Raw genomic sequence first — 18534 nt, 5'->3', positions numbered from 1 at the left:
CTACGGAGAGTAGGGACCGGCCTGCCGGCGCAGGCGGCTCAGCGCGGCTTCTGGCTGAACGCCGAAGCGGCAATGCCCCACTGGCCCAGCCAGTAGAAAATGATGATCAGGTAGGGCGCGGCGTCGAAGGCCAGCACGAAGCGGCTGATGCCGATCAGGCTGTCGGAGAAGGCAAAGCTCAGGGCGCCCAGCGCTGCCAGTACCGCGGACCGCGTGGGCACCGCTGAGCCGAGGCGTGCCAGGGCGCGCCAGAGCATGGCGCTGATGGTCAGGGCGTAGACGATCACCGGCACCAGCAACGGCCCCAGGCCGTGGGAGATCAGGATGCTCAACAGCACCGCGCCAATGGCCAGTGCCACCAGCAAGGGCAGCAGCGCCGGGCGCCGGCAGTCGCTGAGATAAGCCTTGAGGTAGGCCAGGTGCGCCACCAGGAAGGCTCCGAGACCGAACACGAACAGGTCCGTGGGCCAGGCCAGCAGGACATCCCCCAGCACCGAGAACAGCAGGCCGATGATGATCCAGCGCCGGTAGTCCCCGGGCGGTGCATCGTGCAGCCAGCCCAGCAGGGCCAGCACCGGCAGTGGCTTGACCAGCAGGCAGAGCAGGGTGGCATGCACGCTGACGCCGTAGAGGAAGGTCGCGGCGCCCATCAGCGCCAGTATCAGCCAGCCCATGTCAGTTCACCGTGATCGAGCAGTCGAAGGCCTTCACCGGGGCCTCTTCCGGTGCCCAGGGTTGCTGGTAGGTCAGCAGCAGCCGGCCCTGGCCGCTGGCGAAGGCCTGGAAGCGCCAGGTCGACTGCCCGCCACTGCCCACCAGGCCGGTGTCTTCGGGGTTGCTGTAGACCTCGGGGCTGACCTTGCGCAGGATGCCGCCGGCCGAATCCTGGATCGCCCAGCGATAACCGGTGGTGGGGTTGCTTGGCAGGGTGAGGATCAGGTTCTGCCCATTGTGCAGTTGCAGCGGGCATTCACTCTGGTTTTCAACGGTGACGTTCTGCTTGGGCTGGCTGGCGCAAGCGGTCAGCAGGGCGAGGCTGAGCAGGGCAAGAAGGCGGGGTGTGGGCATGGGTCAGGAAGCTCCGATCATTCATGACGAACGGCGAGCATAACTGAAGATGATGGGCGGTGTGGGGAGGGGAATAAAGGTTGGCGGTTATGGCCTGTTCGCCGGCAAGCCGGCTACTGCGAGGGGGGCCCTGCAGAAGCCGGCTTGCGGCGAAAGGGGTTAGAACAGCACTTTGGCCACGTCGGCAAAACGCTTGGCAAAATGCACGGTGATGCCTTCCTTGAGGTAGTCCGGCAGTTCTTCGAAATGCCCGCGGTTGGGCTCCGGCAGGATCAGCTCGTGGATCTTCTGGCGCCGCGCGGCGATGACTTTCTCGCGCACCCCGCCAATGGGCAGCACGTGGCCGGTGAGGGTCAGCTCGCCGGTCATGGCCACGCCTTTCTTCGGCGGCTGGTTGCGCGCCAGGGACAGCAGGGCGCTGGCCATGGTCACCCCGGCACTGGGGCCGTCCTTGGGGGTGGCGCCTTCGGGAACGTGCAGGTGGACGAAGGCTTCGTCGAAGAACTTGCTGTCGCCGCCGAATTGCTTGAGGTGCGAGCTGACGTAGCTGTAGGCGATCTCCGCCGATTCCTTCATCACATCCCCCAGTTGCCCGGTGAGCTTGAAGCCGCGGTTGTGGGTGTGAATGCGCGTGGCCTCGATAGGCAGGGTGGCGCCGCCCATGCTGGTCCAGGCCAGGCCGGTGATGACCCCGGTGCCGCTCAGGACCTGCTCGTTACGGAACACCGGCATGCCCAGGGAAGCCTCCAGGTCCTTGGGCGCGATCTTGATCGTGGCGTCCGGCTCGTCCAGCAGCTTGACCACGGCCTTGCGTACCAGCTTGCCCAGTTGTTTCTCCAGCTGGCGCACCCCGGCTTCCCGGGCGTAGCCATCGATCACCGTGCGCAGGGCGCTGTCGCTGATGCTCAGGCTGGTCTTGGCGACACCGGCCTTTTCCAGCTGCTTGGGCCACAGGTGGCGTTTGGCGATGGCCAGTTTTTCTTCGGTGATGTAGCCGGACAGGCGAATCACTTCCATACGGTCCAGCAGCGGGCCGGGAATCGAATCCAGGGTGTTGGCAGTGCACACGAACAGGACCTTGGACAGGTCCATGCGCAGGTCCAGGTAATGATCGAGGAAGTCGACGTTCTGCTCCGGGTCCAGGGTCTCCAGGAGGGCCGAGGCCGGGTCGCCCTGGTAGCTCTGGCCCATCTTGTCGATCTCGTCGAGCATGATCACCGGGTTCATCACCTCCACTTCCTTGAGGGCCTGCACCAGCTTGCCCGGCTGGGCGCCGATGTAGGTGCGGCGGTGGCCCTTGATCTCGGCTTCATCACGCATGCCGCCGACGCTGAAGCGGTAGAACGGCCGCCCCAGGGATTCGGCGATGGATTTGCCGACGCTGGTCTTGCCGACACCGGGTGGGCCTACCAGCAGCACGATGGAGCCGCTGATCTCGCCCTTGTAGGAGCCCACCGCGAGGAATTCGAGGATACGGTTCTTGATGTCGTCGAGCCCGGCGTGGTGCTTGTCCAGCACCTTGCGCGCGTGCTTGAGGTCGAGCTTGTCGTCGCCGAAGACACCCCAGGGCACGGCCGTGGCCCATTCCAGGTAGTTGCGGGTAACCGCATATTCCGGCGAGCCGGTCTCCAGGATCGACAGCTTGTTCATTTCCTCGTCGATGCGTTTCTGCGCCTGGGGCGGCAGCACTTTGCCAGTCAGGCGCTGTTCGAACTGCTCCAGGTCGGCGCTGCGGTCATCCTTGGTCAACCCCAGCTCCTGCTGGATCACCTTGAGCTGCTCCTTGAGGAAGAACTCGCGCTGGTGCTCGCCGATCTTGCGGTTGACCTCGGCGGAAATCTCTTTCTGCAGGCGCGCCACTTCGACTTCCTTGCGCAGCATCGGCAGGACTTTTTCCATGCGCTTGAGCATGGGCACGCAGTCCAGCACTTCCTGCAGTTCGTTGCCGGTGGCGGAGGTCAGGGCGGCGGCGAAGTCGGTCAGGGGCGACGGATCGTTGGGGCTGAAGCGGTTGAGGTAGTTCTTCAGCTCTTCGCTGTACAGCGGGTTGAGCGGCAGCAGCTCCTTGATCGCATTGATCAGCGCCATGCCGTAGGCCTTGACCTCGTCGGTGGGCTCGCTGGGCTGATGGGGGTACTCGACCTCCACCAGGTAAGGCGGACGATGGTGCTTGAGCCAGGTGCGGATGCGCACCCGGGTCAGGCCCTGGGCAACGAACTGCAGCTTGCCGTTTTCACGGCTGGCGTGATGGACCTTGACCAGGGTGCCGTACTCCGGCAGCGCGGAGGTATCGAAGTGCCGCGGGTCCTCCTGCGGGGTGTCCATGAAAAACAGGGCAAGGGAGTGATGCTCGGATTTGCTCACCAGTTCCAGGGTTTCGGCCCAGGGCTCTTCATTGACGATGACCGGCAATACTTGCGCAGGAAAGAAGGGACGATTGTGAATCGGGATGATGTAGACCTTGTCCGGCAGATTCTGTCCGGGCAGGGCCAGGCCGGTGCCATGGGCAGCCTGGTGTTCGGTGTTTTCCGGATCGACGTAGTCACGTGGATCTTCGGGAAATTCTTGCTGGTCGCTCATGGAGGCTCCTGCGCGATGGACTATGCAGCTTAGATGGGGCAGGTCGCCGCGGGTTTCAATGGGGGACTGGTTTCAGCGTTTTTCCGAAGCGGTGGGAAATACCGCTGCATCGCCTCTTGCCCTGGCAGAGAAGCGTTGCATAGCCGCGGTCTAGGCTGTTCTTGCTGCATGCCTGGGGGTTTTTGCGAAGGGATTCAAGCTCACTTGAAGGGGCTATTTGACATGGGTTGTCAATAAAATGACTGCGATGTCACCTGTTTTATTGCGTGATCTTGTGTAATTTGAGGATTAATCTGATTGCCCGGAATGCCGGAATGAAGCTGGCATTTATTTGACGCGCGCATTCAGCTTCTCAGAGGGATGGGTATGAAGAAGGGATTTTTCAGCTTCCGGCAGGGGTTATCCGCGTCGGCCTTTTCAAGGCCCGCCGGGGACTTGGAGCGACTGAGAGCAGCCTTATGAAGTGGCGCCGAACCTTTCAGGCAAGGATTGTCGGGGTGCTGGCGCTATTGCTGTTGGTATTGATTGCCGCGGTGTATTTCGCGGTCAAGACCGCCACCACCCAAGCGGTGGAGCGCCAGGCGCAATTGCAACTGAAGATCGGCACCCGGGTATTCGAACGGCTGCTGGACTTGCGCGGTCGCAACCTGCAGTACGGTGTCGACTGGCTGGTGGTGGATTCCGAGTTTCGCCGGGCGGTGCTCAGCGGCAAGCCGGTGGATATCCTTGCCGCCCTGGCCCAGCATAGCGGCGGCATCCGTTCCAGCGAGATGTTCGTGCTCAGCCCCGAGGGCCGGGTCATCGCCAGCACCCTGCCGGTGATCGCCCGGGACCAGCACTTTCCCTACGACCAGGCCCTGCGCCGGGCCATGCGGCACAACACCCACATGCTCTTCGTCGCAATCAAGGGCCGGCCCTATCTGCTGGTCCAGGGGGAAGTGCTGGAGTCGCTACCCATCGCCCGGGTAGTGATGGGCTTTCCCATGGATGAGCTGTTTGCCCAGGAACTGCGCTCCATGAGCAACCTGGAAGTGTCGTTTCTGACGGTCGATGGTCAGCATCCCGGCGAGCTGTTCAGCACCCAGCCGGAGTTCTTCTGGTCGCCCATCATCAATGTCCTGGCCGACTCCCTGTGGCAATCCCTGCCGCAGTTGAGCGAGACCCATGGCCAGCGTTTCCTCAACCAGGCCTTGCAACTGGCCAATACCGGGGATGCCGGCGATCCGCGGGTCATGGCCTTGCTGCAAAGCCCCCTGGAGCAGGCGTTGCAGGCCTTTGCCCCGCTGGACCGGGAGTTCATGTGGATCGCCATGGTGGCGCTGGTGGTCTCCCTGGTCTGCGCCCTGCTGATGGCGCGGCGGGTATCGCGGCCCCTGGAAGACCTGGCCCAGGCGGCAAGACGCATCGGTGCCGGTAACTATCAGGCCCCGGTAACCATCAAGCGCAGCGACGAGTTCGGGGTGCTGGCAGATGCCTTCAACGCCATGCAGAGCGCCATTGCCACCCGCGAACGGCAACTGGCCCACAACGCTCTGCATGATCCGCTGACCGGGCTGCCGAACCGGGCCCTGGCCATCGAACGCCTGACCAAGGCCATTGCCGCCCGGCGCAATGTGGTGCTGCTCTACCTGGGCATCGACAACTATCGGGCGATCAACGAAGGCTTTGGCACAGAAGGCCTGGACCAGATGATGGGCGAGCTCAGCCGGCGCCTGCGGGAAGTATTGTCCCAGGGCGATACGGCGGCCCGGATCACCGCCAGTGAATTCCTCCTGCTGCTGGAGAACACCGAACTGGACGGGGCCATGGCCATGGCTGACCGGCTGCATGACCTGCTCAGCCGGCCGCAACTGATCCAGGGCGATGAGGTGCGCCGGCAGATCTGCATGGGGATGGCGGTGTACCCCGCCGACGGCAAGTCCGCCGAGGAACTGATCAGCCGCGCCGCCATCGCCCGCCATGATGCTTCGCTCAAGCCCGGTTACTTGCAGGTCTACCAGCAGGACCGAGACCTGGCTCACCAGCGGCAGATCAGCTTGATCCGCGACCTGCGCCGGGCGGCCGCCGAAGGTGAGCTGTTCCTGTTGTACCAGCCCAAGCTCGATCTGCGCCGGGACTACCTGCACCAGGCCGAAGCCCTGCTGCGCTGGCAGCACCCGGTGTTCGGCGTGGTCTCGCCGGCGGAATTCATTCCCCTGGCCGAGCGCACCGGCAGCATGCACAGCCTCACCGCCTGGGTCATCGAAGCCTGTATCCGCCAGCTGGCGGAGTGGAACCGCCGGGCCCTGCCCGTACGCCTGTCACTGAACATCTCGGCCAGCGACCTGGAGGACGACGGCCTGGAGGTACGGGTCAGCGATTACCTTGAGGGCTATCAGGTGGCAGCCGAACAGTTGGTGTTCGAGATCACCGAGAGCGCCATCATGCGCGACCCGGAGCAGGCCCTGGCCGTGCTGCAACGCTTGCGCGGCTGCGGCATCAGCCTGTCGGTGGACGATTTCGGTACCGGCTATTCATCCCTGGCGCAGTTGCAGCGCCTGCCGGTGCAGGAACTGAAGATCGACCAGTCGTTCATCCGCAATCTGGATGAAACCAGCGGCGATGCGGTGATCGTGCGTTCCACCATTGAAATGAGCCACAAGCTGGGGCTCAAGGTGGTGGCCGAAGGCGTGGAATATGAGCATTGCCTGAAATTGCTGGAAAGCTGGGGCTGCGACACGGTGCAGGGCTATCTGATCAGCCGACCTTTGCCGACCGAGGCCTTTGAGCGCTGGCTGGTGAACTCCCGGGTGTCGAGCTGAAAGCTGGATGGCCGAGGGGCCATCCAGGGGGCGCGCTCAGGGGGCGGCGGACTCAGCCTTGGTCAACAGGCTTTGCAGCTCCGGTTCTATGCCTTCCTCACTGAGGTTGTCCATGATTTCCAGAATGCAGGGCGCATAGCGGGGCTCGATGGCCGCTTCCGACCAGTCCAGTTCATAGATCGCCATGACCCTCACGTCCAGGTAGGGCGAATCCACCAGCAGGCGTTTCAGCAGCTCGATGGCCGGCGGGCTGCGCAACTCTCCCAGGGACACCGCGCAGCGGTGCTGCCAGTACTCGGGGCGCGACAGCAGGGTTTCGCCGAGGCGTTGCCATTGCGCCGGGGTAAAGGCGTGGAGGACTCCCTTGGCCACCTGCTCGGTGGTGTATTCGTTCCAGTTGGCGGCTTCCGAGTCACCGAACCAGTGGTGTAACCGTTCAAACAACTCATCACGCTTATCCGTACTCATGATGTCTTTCTCCTGCGAGGGCGGTCGCGCCAGCACGCTGTTCCTGGCGTGCCGCCCAATGCCATGGCGTTTATACCGGCGTGCCAGAACCGATGCTGCCTCATTTGCGCAGGGCTTCCCAGCATTAACGGCGCGCGCTGACCAACCGTGTCTTGGCATTCTGGTGCAGGCCGCCCGATAGCGCGGCCCCGATTGTCCCGGTTTACCAGGTGCCGGCGAACTTCACCGCCGCCGCGGCGCGTGACGGCACCTTGAGGGTATGCAGCAGGGAAGACACGTGGATGCGCACGGTGAACGGCGAGATATCCAGCTCTCGGGCGATTTCCTTGTTGGTCTTGCCCTGGGCGATCAGGCGCAGGACTTCCTGTTGCCGGGTGGTCAGCTGGCTCACTTCGGCGCAGGCGTCCAGGGGCAGCAGCAGGCCGGAAGGCGCGTACTTGACCACCACGTCGCCTTCGCGGATGGCCTGTATCGCCTGGCCGATCTCGTCCGGGCTGATGCTCTTGCCGATGAAACCGTCGGCCCCGGCGGCCATGACTTCGGCGATCAGGTCCTGGTTGTCGACCATCGACACCACGATGATCGAGGTGCGCGGCAATTGCTGGCGCAGGCCGGCAATCATGCTGACCGAGGTCAGGCCGGGAAAGCGCAGGTCGAGAATCAGCGAGTCCGGCTCCTCGCCGCTCTCGGCCAGGGCCATTACCGCAGCCAGGTCGCCGGCCTCTTCGAGCACGGCATCGGGCAGCAAGCGCTGGATGGTGCGCAGCATGCCTTCGCGAAACAACGGGTGGTCGTCGGCGACGATAATCCGGCATGTCATGTTTGAAACTCCTTGAAACATCCAGTCCTGTGGGCATGCTAACTTGGCGCACGGCGTTGTAACTGCCCGCTGGTCGTGTCCGATGGGCCAGTTTGCCGAACGGCAAAAGACCACGGCAGCGCATATTGCACAAGGAGGTGATTGCATGAAAGTTGAGAAAGACAGTGAACTCGATCAGGCCACCCTGCGGATTATCGTGGCCGGATGCGCCCTGGTCTGGTTTGGCGTGATCGGCTTCCTGCCGGGGCAGGATGTGGATCCCTACGTGCCGGTGATGATCTACATTTCCCTGTTCATGCTGGGTTCGATCGTGCTGCGCATGGCCATTGCCCGTTGGCCCGGGCACTACCCGGCGCGGCGCATCCTGGGCATGGTCTATGACTACACCGGCACCTGTTACGGCCTGGTGGTAGGCGGCGAGGGGGCGCTGCCGATCTATGCGGTGATGGTCTGGGTCAACCTGGGCAATGGCATGCGCTTCGGCTCGCGCTACCTGGCCATCGCCACCGTGCTGGCGCTGTTCGCGCTGTTCATGGTCTACCTGCTGACCCCCTATTGGCAGGCCCAGCCCTACATGGTGCTGATGCTGATGATCACCAGCACGGTGATCCCGGTGTACGCCCACATCCTGCTCAAGCGCACCCGCCTTGCTTCGGAAGAGGCGATTGCCGCCAACCTGGAAAAGTCCCGTTTCCTGGCCCAGGCCAGCCATGACCTGCGCCAGCCGATCCACTCCATCGGCCTGTTCACCGCCTGCCTGCGCGAAGCCAGCCTGGGGGTGGATGAGCGGCGCCTGGTGGACAACATCGATCGTTCGCTGCTCAACGTCTCGCAGTTGTTCCGCTCGATCCTCGACCTCTACACCCTGGACAACGGGCGAGTGCAGCCTAAGTACGAAACCGTCCACCTGGGCGAACTGCTGCGCGACCTGGTACGCCAGAATTCCGAGGCGGCGCGCTGGGCCGGTGTCGAACTGCGGCTGCGGCCCTGCGCCCATTGGGTGCGGGTCGACCCGGGGCTGTTGGCGACCATGGTGCAGAACGTGCTGTCCAATTGCTTCAAGTACGCCGCGGAACGGCCGGTGCTGATTGGCGTGCGCCGGCGTGGCCAAGGCCTGGCCATTGTCATCTATGACCAGGGCCGGGGGATTGCCGAGGAGCATCTGCCGAAGATCTTCGATGAGTTCTACCGGGTTCGCCAGGTACGGGACAAGGACGTCGAAGGCGTCGGCCTGGGCCTGTCCATCGTCAAGCGCCTGGGGCAGATGACTGACCTGCAGGTGACGATTCGTTCGCGGGTCGACCACGGCACCACGGTCAGCCTGCACGGCCTGTCACTGGCCGCGCCACAGCGTTTGCACGGTCGTGACGAGGCGTTGCAGAGCGGCTTGCTGACCGGGCTGCGGGTCTGTCTGGTGGAGGATGACCGTAACGTGCTGCTGGCCACTTCGGCGCTGCTGGAGCGCTGGGGCTGCGTGGTCCAGGCCGAATCGAGCGGGGAGAACCTGCTGACCGATTGCGACATTATCGTCGCCGACTATGACCTGGGCACCCGGGCCTCGGGTATCGAATGCATCGACAGCATCCGTCAGCAGCGGGGCTGGGAAGTGCCGGCGCTGATCATCACCGGGCACGACATCGAGAAAATCCACGCCGCCCTGCACGACCGCAACATCGCCATCCTGTCCAAGCCGGTGCGGCCGGTGGAACTGCGCAGCACCTTGCGAGCCCTGCGCGAGGCGCCGCTGGTGCCTGCCCACAGGGCTGCGGCGCCAGAGGCAGTTACCAGGTCCGGCACGGGATAAGCAGGGGGTAGTTGGTCATGGTCAGCTTCTTGTTCTCGCCGCTGGCCAGTTCGACGAAGTCATCCAGCATGCCCGAGTACGAAGAGATCGAACTGCGCTCGGTGTAGTAGTGGGTGGTCACCGGCCCGTAGTTGGTGTTGCTCTGGCCGGTGCCCACGTACTCGTTCCAGCGGCTGGTGCCGTACACCATATCGCGGCCCTGGACGAAGTAGCGGCCCGGTTGCAGCCCCGTGAACTGGAAGATGCCGTTGCCGTCGGTGCGGGTCACCCGGTGCACGGCCAGGGCCTCGGGGACCATGCTCACCGGTGCGCCTTCGGGTTGGGACGCGCGCAACTTGTGCCAGGCCTGCAAGTGCGGGGTGGCCGGGTAGAGATAGATCTCGACGTTGCGGCTGTCTTCGATACCGTCATTGCCGACGATACAGAACTTGCCGGTGAGCGTTGCGGTGCCGGGTTGCAGCGCGGCGCGCGCGGCCTGGGTGTCGAAGGGCTCGTCGGGGTACTGCACGGTGGGAATCTTGACTGGCGGGTATTCGTCCAGGGTTCGCCCTTGGCGCGGCGCGCAGGCAATCAGGGTACAGGCGAGCAGGGCCAGGCCTGTCACCATGAAGAGACGGGGTTTCATCAACTCAGGACCTTTTCAGGAGGGAGTGGTGCTCGCCCGACGCTGTCCCGCTGCTACACCGGTGCAGCCCGTCGCGGCGAACCTGGTTGGCCAGGGGCTAGCGGTTTATTGCTTGCTGCACTCGGCCGGCAGCGCTACCGCTCCACCCATGGTGGCGAAGGCGACCATGCCGCCGCTGGGCAGTACGCAATTGTATTCGCCGGCACTGGTGCTGGCGGTGAAGTAGGTCTGGGACGCGTCGCTGCGCACGTTGGAAACCGTGGAAACCGGCTTGCCAAGGGTGATCTGGGCGCGGTTCTTGAGGTCGTCGTTGCTCGGTTTGGCGATGGCGCAACCGCCCAGGGCGAGTGCCAGGAGGCTGAGCAGGGCAACGGGGCGGAGGCTGGACTGGAGTTTCATGATGAATCTTCCTTGGTGTTGTTGTGTTTTCAACGGCGCAGCCGCTCCCGACACCGCAGGCTGGCAACGGTGGGGAGATCAGATGGTTGCTCGGCACTATAGCCCCGGGTTGGGGGAGGGTCGATTAGCACAAATGGGCTAATGTCGCTTTGCAATTACGGGACTGCTGGGCAGGCGAACAGGGCCGCTTGAGAGGGCCGGCGAGGCGCCGCCGGTCCTGGAGCCGGGGTCAGGTCAGCAGTTGTTCCTGCAGGCGTCGGCCCAGTACGTCCAGCAGGTCGCAGCCATCGCGCAGGGGGATGACGCACAGCTGGGCGAAGTCCTGGAGCAGAGCCGGGTTGCTCTGCAGGTTGTCGTGGCTGGCGATGTTCTCCAGCAACTGGGTGGCCGCGCGGATGCGGTGTGCGGCGGCTTCGTGGAGAGCGTCCAGCGGGGCCTGGGTGTCCACCAGCAGGGCGGGGATGTTGTAGTCGTTGCTGGTGAGGGGCATGTATTGCTCCACGGCTTTGTCCAAAGTGCAGGCTACAAACAGGTCAGGCAGTTGCTGGTGCTTTGCGCGCCTGACGATATGGGGGGCTTCCACACCCCTGTCACTGAGTTTTCAATGACCCCCAGACCTTAAGGGCAGAGCCCTTGAGGGGCAAGGTGATGCGATGGGACGTGAGTTGTAGGAATTTTCGGTGACCGTCCTTTGAAGGGCTGCCGGTCGAGCAAGATGGAATGACAAGCCCCTTGTAGGAGCCGGCTTGCCGGCGAAGAGGCCCGCAAGCCATGCAGCGCCCGGGCCCGCGCCTTCGCTGGCAAGCCAGCTCCTACGCAGAGGGCGAACGGCACAAAAAAAGGCGGCTACCAGAAGGTAGCCGCCTTTTTCACGCCTGCCGGTAAAGCTTATTCCGACAGTTTGTAGGCAATGATGTAGTCGCCCATCTTGGTGCCCAGGGAGCCGTGGCCGCCCACGACCACCAGCACGTACTGCTTGCCATCCTTGCCGGTGTAGCTCATCGGCGTGGCCTGGCCACCCGCTGGCAGGCGGGACTTCCACAGCTCCTTGCCGTTCTTCACGTCATAGGCGCGGATGTACTGGTCCAGGGTGCCGCTGAGGAAGCCCACGCCACCACCGGTAACCATGGAGCCGCCCATGCTCGGCACGCCCATCGGCAGGCCGATCGGGATTGGCGAGCTGTCACGGCTGGTGCCGTTCTTGTGCTTCCACACCACCTTGTTGGTGGTCAGGTCGATACCGGCCACGTAGCCCCAGGCCGGAGCCTGGCAAGGTACGCCGAGCGGCGACATGAACGGATGCATGATCACCGCGTAAGGCGCGCCGGTGTTGGGTTGCACGCCCGAGGTCTCGCTTTCGCGCTTGCTCCCGGCGGCCACTTCGGCACGCGGCACCAGCTTGGAAACGAAGGCCATGTAGTTCGGGCTGGTGAACAGCAATTGACGGACCGGGTCCAGCGAGACGCTGCCCCAGTTGAACACGCCGACGTTGCCCGGGTAGATCAGGCTGCCCTGCACCGATGGCGGGGTGTACTGACCTTCATAGCGCAGTTCCTTGAACTGGATGCGGCACAGCATCTGGTCGAACGGCGTGGCACCCCACATGGCTTTCTCGTCCAGTGGCGGCGGCAGCAGGTTCAGGTCCGAACGGGCCTGGGTCGGTGCGGTGTGGTCGCCTTCGACTGCGCCGGTCGGGGCCGGTACTTCACGGATCGGCACGATCGGGGTGCCGTCGCGACGGTCCAGTACGTACAGGCTGCCTTGCTTGGTCGGCTGGATCAGCGCCGGCTTGACGCCGTCCGCGGTCTTCATGTCGAGCAGGGTCGGCTGGCTGCCCACGTCCATGTCCCACAGGTCGTGGTGGGTGAACTGGTAGTTCCAGCGCAGCTTGCCGGTGTCGATGTCCAGGGCCACGGTGCCGGCGCTGAATTTCTCGGCGCCTGCGGTGCGGTTGCCGCCCCACTGGTCAGGCATCTGGTTGCCCAGTGGCAGGTAGACCATGCCCAGTTTCTCGTCGACGCTGGCCAGGGACCACATGTTCGGCGAGTTGCGGGTATAGGTCTTGCCTTCCGGCAGCGGAGTGGTCTCGTCCGGGTTGCCCGAATCCCAGTTCCACACCAGGTGGCCGTCGTGCACGTCGAAGGCGCGGATCACGCCGGACGGCTCGTTGGTCGACTCGTTGTCGGTCACGTGGCCGCCAATGATCACCAGGTTACGGGTGATGGCCGCCGGGGAGGTGGAGTAGTAGCCGCCCGGGGTGAATGGGCCGATACCGGCCTTCAGGTCCACGGCGCCCTTGGTGCCGAAGTCTTCACAGACCTTGCCGGTGTCGGCGTTGATGGCGATCAGGCGCGCATCGGCGGTAGGCAGGAACAGGCGACGCGGGCAGCTGGTAGCGATGGCCTGGCCCGCCGGGGACAGGGTGGCCGGCTGGCTGATGGCGTCGGCGTTCTTGAAGTTGGCTTCGTCGTAGTACGACACGCCACGGCAGGTCATGTGTGCCCAGCCACGGAAGTCGTCGCCGTTGGGGCCCTGGATCTGCGGGTCGAAGCGCCAGATTTCCTTGCCGGTATCCGGGTCCAGGGCCAGCACCTTGCTGTGGGCGGTGCAGGCATAGAGCTTGCCGTTGACCTTCAGCGGGGTGTTCTGGTTGGTGATTTCCACCGGGTCCTTGTCGGTCGGCATGTCGCCGGTGCGGATGCGCCAGGCTTCCTGCAGCTTGCCGATGTTGGCCGGGGTGATCTGCTTCAGCGGCGAGTAGCGATCGCCGAACTCGGTGCGGCCGTAGGCCTGCCATTCACCGTCGGGGATGGCCGGCGCGGTGCTGGTCATGTCCGCGGTGTCGCGGCCCAGGTCACCGGAGATTTCCCCGGGGTTGGTGAACTGGCTGCCAATGGCGGCGCCACCGGCCAGGACCACGGCCACGCTCAGGGCAGCGGTGCCCAGCGGGGCCGGGCCATCGCGCAGCAGCGGGCGACGGAACCAGGGCAGCAGCAGGACCACGCCGAGGGCGAACCACAGCGACAGGCGTGGCACCAGTTGCCACCAGTCCAGGCCGATTTCCCATAGCGACCAGACGGTACTGGCGAACAGTACCAGGGCGTACAGGCCCAGCGCCGCGCGTTTACCGGCCAGCAGCAAGAGGCCGGTCAACGTCAGGCCGATACCGGCCAAAACGTAGTACAGCGAGCCGCCGAGCATGCTCAGCTTGATCCCCCCGGCCAGCAAGGCCAGGCCCATTAGCAGCAGCAAGATCCCGAGCAGGCTTGGCAGCAAGCGGCTCGGACTTGAAGCACCCTCAGTGCTCATAGTGTGGTTCTCCGTGACGTTTAGAGTGTTCCCGCGCATGTTCACTGTAGATGACGATCAGGCGCGGGCTTGGTTCAGCTGAAAACTGTGAATGGCGTCGTTGTGTGCCTGTCGGCCTTAGAACGAACTCTGGATCTTGATCCCGCCGATCAGGGCGTCGTCCACCCGGCTCACGCCGCCGGGGTGGCGGATGTATTGCAGGTTGGGGCGCACGGTCAGCCAGTTGGCCAGGTGCACGCCGTAGTACAGCTCGGCGCTGTATTCGGTGTCCTGGGGCGGCAGGTAGCTCGGGTTGTCGTAGTCGTAGAGCGCCCGGGCCTGGTTGCTGGCCTGGGCGTTCTTGCGGTACGCCGGGTTGACATGGACCCGGGCCAGGGCAAAGCCGATGTCATCCTTGGCCCGGGCATCGAACAGCCCCTTGTAGACCAGGCCCGCCTGGACATAGTTGTCGATGGCGTTGGTCTTCTTGTCGTGGGCGGTGACGTTGGCGAACAGGCTCAGGCCGCGGGAGTGGTCGCTGGCCTGGCTGGTGACCTGCTGTTGCGCGCCCAGCCACAGGCCGTGCTTGCTGGAGCTGCTGCGGTAGGCCTCGCCGGTCAGGGCTGCAGGCTGGCCATTGCCATCCTTGTAGACGTCGCTGGCCTTGGCGCTGCTGTAGTAATAGCCGGCGCGGTACTCACCGGCCAGGCCGTTGAGTTTGGGTGTCCACACCAGTTCCACTGGCAACAGTGTGCCCTGGGTGCCGCTGCCGCTGAGCTTGAAGCCGTTGTCGCGATCGAGGTTCGAGGGGTTCTGCTCATAGGCACCGATCTGCGCGTAGAGCTCGGCGTTCAGGTGGTATTTGACCCGCAGGGCCCACTGGCTGACCGGCCAGTTGTACCAGACGCTGCCGGCCCAGTTACCCACCTGGGAGCCGCAGAACGCCAGGTTCTGGAAGTCGCAGGGGAAGCTGTTGAAGTCTTCGCCCTGGCCGAAGCGGCCGGCCTTGATGTCGAGCTTCTGGTCGAAGAATTTCTGCTGGTACCACATTTGCGTCAGGCGCCAGGTCTGGCCGCGGCCCCAGACTTCCTGGGCCGAGGTGAAGCCGCCGACCCGCGGGTCGTTGATCCGGTCGTTGCTGATGTTGTCGCCGTCGCGCTTGGTCACCGTCAGTTGGAATTCGGCGTCGTCCCAGCCGAGGATCTTCTGCAGGTCCAGGTGGCTGCCGAAGGCAAACTGGTCGCTGTAGCGCGCGGTGCGGTCGTGGTCGTAGCCACCGTGCAGGTTGGCGCCCATCTCGCCGACGTAGTCGATCTTGAAGTCGTAGCCTTTGTTGGCCAGTTCCGTGCGGGTGCCATTCCAGTCGCCGAGCATCCACGGTGAGTCACTGTCGAAGGCCGGTGCGGCCTGGGCGCAGGCGGCAAATCCAAGGGCGCCGAGTAGGCTCAGGCTCTTGGGCAGGGCGACGGAAGTCAGGACAGCGCTGTCTTTTAAGCGCTGAAAAGTGGGCATAGGCATTCGGATAAGGTCTTTTTCTAGGAATAGGCAGAAGCAAGGGCATGGCGCGTAGCATCGATGCAGGTTGATCGAGAACGGCAGGCCACTGATTTCAAAGGGAAAGATGAAACGGTTCAGCTTTATTAGGGGGCTAAGGATAAAGCGCCGTCTCCGGGAGAGAAAGCGCTTTTATTGACATGAACAGTTTCGCAATCGGTAACAGTTCCCGGCCCGGGCTCTGCTCAGCGTGGGGCGCTGGCCTGGGCGAGGCTGGGTTTGTGCCGGGTGTGGTTCAGGGCAAAGTGCGCCACCAGGCCGAAGATCAACCCCCAGAACGCGGCGGCCAGGCCCAGGAAGCTCATGCCCGATGCCGTGACCAGGAAGGTGATCAGCGCCGCTTCACGCTGTTTTTCGTCGGCCATGGCGCCGCTCAACCCGGCGCTGATGGCGCCGAACAGGGCCAGGCCGGCCAGTGCTGCAATCAGCTCCTTGGGCAGGGCGGCGAACACCGAGGCCAGGGTTGCGCCGAAAATCCCCATGAGGATGTAGAACAGGCCGCAGGCGATCCCGGCGATGTAGCGCTTGTCCTTGTCTTCATGGGCTTCGCGGCCGGTGCAGATGGCAGCGGTGATGGCCGCCAGGTTGATCCCGTGGGAGCCGAACGGCGCCAGCAGTGCCGAGGTGATGGCTGTCCAGGAAATGATCGAGCGGGCCGGGGTGTTGTAGCCGGCGCTGCGCATCACCGCCATGCCCGGCACGTATTGCCCGGTCAGGGTGACCAGGGCCAGGGGCAGGCCGATGTTGATGATGGCGTGCCAGCTCCACTCGGGAGCGATGAAGATCGGCTGGGCCACCGCCAGGGTGATGGCACCGCCATTGAGTTCGCCCAGGCCTGCGGCCATCGCGCAGCCCACCAGCAGCACCGCGAGGATCGCGTAGCGGGGTGACAGGCGCTTGCCCAGCAGGTAGGCGGCGATCATCGCCAGCACCAGGGCCGGTTGCAGGCTGACCGAAGTGAACAGGCCGGCGCCGAAGCGGAACAGGATGCCCGCCAGCATGGCGGCGGCAATCGCCTTGGGCAGGCGGCTCATGAGCTTGTCGAAGGCCCCGGAAAGCCCGACCAGCGCGATGAGCAATGAGGCCACGATGTAGGCGCCGATGGCCTGGGGCAGCGACACCGTGGGCAGCATCGACACCAGCAGCGCCGCGCCGGGGGTGGACCAGGCGGTGATCACCGGCACTTTCAGGCGCCAGCTCAGCAGCAGGCCGGTGAGGCCGCTGCCGATGGAGATGGCCCAGATCCACGATGACACCTGGTCGCTGGGCAGATGGGCTTCGCGGGCGGCCTGGAACACGATGATCAAGGGGCCGGCGTAGGAAATGATCACGGCGATCAGGCCGGCGATCACGGCGGAGAGGGACAGGTCCTTGCTGAGACTGTGCATGGCATCTCGACTGGGCATGGGTGGGAGGGATTGAGTCGATTGGGTTGGTGTTGGTTGAGTGTATTTCAATGAATTGAATCGATTCAATTGTTTCTCGGGATGGCTGTACCGAAGCTGGCTATGTTTTGTTGGTAAGTTAATGATTTATAAGAATTTATAGATAATATAAAAACTTTTTAGCGGTTTTGAGTCGCCAGTTTGGCTTGAAGATCGAATCAATTTTCCAAATGAGTCGATGTTAAGAGGCGATCCATGGCTGTGATATGCTCCGGTCCACCTCAACGCAGCCGATGGTCATCAGCCTCCATGTGGGTTCCCCAGTTAAGCGAGTTCAATCAACCGGTCTACCTGTCCATCGCCGACGCCCTGGCGCGGGATATCGGCAGCGGTTTGTTGAATGATGGTGACCGCTTGCCGACCCTGCGCGAGCTGGCGGTAACCCTGAATGTCACCCCTGGCACCATCAGCCGCGCCTACAGCGAAGCTCAGCGGCGTGGGTTGGTGCAGGGCGAAGTCGGCCGCGGCACTTACGTGCTGGCGCAGCCGCCGCTGGTGTTGCCCGAAGGTTCCAGCGCTCCGTCCCTGTCCCTGGGGCAGGCCGAAGCCCTGGACCTGTCGATCATCAAGCCCTACAGCGAAACCCTGGAGTACTGGTTGCGTGGCGCCCTGGTGGGCATGGCCCGCAGCAGTGACTTCGGCCGGGCGCTGGACTACGCCCCCGATGGAGGCCACCCGGCTCATCGCGAGGCCGGGGCGCAGTGGTTGCGGCATTCCTTGCCCGAGGCCAACTGGCAGCAGGTGGTCATTACCTCCGGTGCCCAGCACGGGCTGATGGTGGCCATCAGCGCCCTGAGCAACGCCGGCGACGTGGTGCTTTGCGAGTCGCTCTGCTATCCGGGCATCATCTCCGTGGCCCACGGCCTGGAGCGGCGCCTGCGGGGCGTGGCCATGGATGAAGAGGGAATACTCCCCGAGGCCCTGCGCGAGCAGTGCCTGCGGGAAAAACCGGCGCTGCTGGTGTGCGTCGCCAGTTGCCAGAACCCCACCACGGCGATCATGTCGCCAAGGCGTCGGGCGCAAATTGCGGCAATCGCCGAAGAGTTCGACTTCCTGATCATCGACGACGATATCTACGGCTTTCTCGCCACCGATCCGTCGATCAAGCCGCTGTCGAGCTATGCGCCGCAGCGTTCGGTGTACCTCACCAGCCTGTCCAAGGCGATCATGCCGGCGTTGCGCGTGGGTTACCTCTACAGCCCGCCAAAGCTGCTGTCGCGGCTGAGTTCCATGGTCCGTAGCAGCGTGTGGATGCCGTCGCCGCTGACCGCGCAATTGGCCAGCAATGTGATTGTCGAAGGCTTGGACCGCAAGCTGGTGCAGACCCAGCGCAATGAAGCGGCAGCGCGCCAGGCGATTGCCCGGGACGTGTTTGCCGGCCTGGAGATCCGGACCCAGCCCCACAGCTATCACCTGTGGCTGACCTTGCCGGAGCCCTGGACGGGCGATGAGTTCGCCACCCTGGCCCGAGCCAATGGCGTGCTGGTGATGAGCGGCAGCCAGTTCCAGGTGGAACGCGGTGCCAGCTCCCGTTGTGTGCGGGTGGTATTGATGTCGCCCACCACCCAGGACGAGTTGCGCTTTGCCCTGACCCAGCTGGCCAGCCTGATCGAGGCTGACCCGCGGCGTTACCGCTAAACCCTTGGCCGGCAAGCCGGCTCCTGCGGGGCCGTGTAGGAGCC

The 18534-nt window shown here is 64.0% G+C and carries 14 protein-coding genes; 3 read left to right on the top strand and 11 right to left on the bottom strand.

Features of this window, described 5'->3' with window-relative positions:
• Positions 1 to 38 precede the first annotated feature (38 nt).
• From PFLCHA0_RS24490 to lon, 3 genes are all read right to left on the bottom strand, one after another.
• Positions 39 to 674 carry a lysoplasmalogenase gene (locus tag PFLCHA0_RS24490; protein WP_011063178.1) on the bottom strand — a complete coding sequence of 212 codons (636 nt, stop codon included), beginning with the start codon at positions 672 to 674 and terminating at the stop codon, positions 39 to 41.
• A gap of 1 nt (position 675) precedes the next feature.
• Positions 676 to 1068: a protease inhibitor I42 family protein gene (locus PFLCHA0_RS24485; protein WP_011063177.1), complete on the bottom strand. Its 393-nt coding sequence runs from the start codon at positions 1066 to 1068 to the stop codon at positions 676 to 678.
• A gap of 159 nt (positions 1069 to 1227) precedes the next feature.
• On the bottom strand, positions 1228 to 3648 hold the full coding sequence (gene lon, locus PFLCHA0_RS24480; RefSeq protein ID WP_015636862.1) for an endopeptidase La: 2421 nt from the start codon (positions 3646 to 3648) through the stop codon (positions 1228 to 1230).
• A 458-nt stretch (positions 3649 to 4106) separates the two neighbouring features.
• Between lon and PFLCHA0_RS24475 the strand changes: the two genes are divergently transcribed.
• Positions 4107 to 6449, top strand: a complete 2343-nt coding sequence (locus tag PFLCHA0_RS24475; RefSeq protein WP_015636861.1) for a putative bifunctional diguanylate cyclase/phosphodiesterase — start codon at positions 4107 to 4109, stop codon at positions 6447 to 6449.
• Positions 6450 to 6485: 36 nt separating this feature from the next.
• Here the strand turns inward: PFLCHA0_RS24475 and PFLCHA0_RS24470 are convergent, their stop codons facing one another.
• Together PFLCHA0_RS24470 and PFLCHA0_RS24465 are read right to left on the bottom strand one after the other, a co-directional pair.
• Positions 6486 to 6917, bottom strand: a complete 432-nt coding sequence (locus tag PFLCHA0_RS24470) for a hypothetical protein (RefSeq protein WP_011063174.1) — start codon at positions 6915 to 6917, stop codon at positions 6486 to 6488.
• 202 nt (positions 6918 to 7119) lie between these two features.
• On the bottom strand, positions 7120 to 7737 hold the full coding sequence (locus PFLCHA0_RS24465) for a LuxR C-terminal-related transcriptional regulator (protein WP_015636859.1): 618 nt from the start codon (positions 7735 to 7737) through the stop codon (positions 7120 to 7122).
• 145 nt (positions 7738 to 7882) lie between these two features.
• On the opposite strand from PFLCHA0_RS24465, the gene PFLCHA0_RS24460 reads away from it, so the two are divergent.
• The gene (locus tag PFLCHA0_RS24460; protein ID WP_015636858.1) at positions 7883 to 9541 is read left to right on the top strand and encodes an ATP-binding response regulator; all 1659 of its coding nucleotides are present in this window, start codon (positions 7883 to 7885) and stop codon (positions 9539 to 9541) included.
• Here PFLCHA0_RS24460 and PFLCHA0_RS24455 read toward each other — a convergent pair.
• From PFLCHA0_RS24455 to PFLCHA0_RS24430, 6 genes are all read right to left on the bottom strand, one after another.
• Positions 9519 to 10166, bottom strand: coding sequence for a carboxypeptidase-like regulatory domain-containing protein (locus PFLCHA0_RS24455; RefSeq protein ID WP_015636857.1), 648 nt, complete (start codon positions 10164 to 10166; stop codon positions 9519 to 9521). The two genes, PFLCHA0_RS24460 and PFLCHA0_RS24455, sit on opposite strands and share 23 nt — an antisense overlap.
• Before the next feature lie 105 nt (positions 10167 to 10271).
• Positions 10272 to 10565, bottom strand: a complete 294-nt coding sequence (locus PFLCHA0_RS24450) for a hypothetical protein (protein ID WP_015636856.1) — start codon at positions 10563 to 10565, stop codon at positions 10272 to 10274.
• 229 nt (positions 10566 to 10794) lie between these two features.
• Positions 10795 to 11055, bottom strand: a complete 261-nt coding sequence (locus PFLCHA0_RS24445; protein WP_015636855.1) for a hypothetical protein — start codon at positions 11053 to 11055, stop codon at positions 10795 to 10797.
• A gap of 398 nt (positions 11056 to 11453) precedes the next feature.
• Complete coding sequence (locus tag PFLCHA0_RS24440) at positions 11454 to 13874, bottom strand: glucose/quinate/shikimate family membrane-bound PQQ-dependent dehydrogenase (protein ID WP_015636854.1); 2421 nt, start codon at positions 13872 to 13874, stop codon at positions 11454 to 11456.
• Positions 13875 to 13991: 117 nt separating this feature from the next.
• Entirely contained in the window at positions 13992 to 15365 is a 1374-nt protein-coding gene (locus PFLCHA0_RS24435) for a carbohydrate porin (protein ID WP_011063168.1), read from the bottom strand.
• A gap of 227 nt (positions 15366 to 15592) precedes the next feature.
• Positions 15593 to 16795 carry a benzoate/H(+) symporter BenE family transporter gene (locus PFLCHA0_RS24430; RefSeq protein ID WP_041752537.1) on the bottom strand — a complete coding sequence of 401 codons (1203 nt, stop codon included), beginning with the start codon at positions 16793 to 16795 and terminating at the stop codon, positions 15593 to 15595.
• A 306-nt stretch (positions 16796 to 17101) separates the two neighbouring features.
• Between PFLCHA0_RS24430 and PFLCHA0_RS24425 the strand changes: the two genes are divergently transcribed.
• Positions 17102 to 18490, top strand: coding sequence for an aminotransferase-like domain-containing protein (locus PFLCHA0_RS24425; protein WP_041752535.1), 1389 nt, complete (start codon positions 17102 to 17104; stop codon positions 18488 to 18490).
• The last annotated feature ends 44 nt before the right edge of the window (positions 18491 to 18534 follow it).

It is taken from the genome of Pseudomonas protegens CHA0, from assembly GCF_000397205.1.
GTDB classification, from domain to species: Bacteria; Pseudomonadota; Gammaproteobacteria; order Pseudomonadales; family Pseudomonadaceae; genus Aquipseudomonas; species Aquipseudomonas protegens.
The sequence above is the reverse complement of the archived record's forward strand: the minus strand, read 5'-3'. Positions and strand labels throughout refer to the sequence as shown.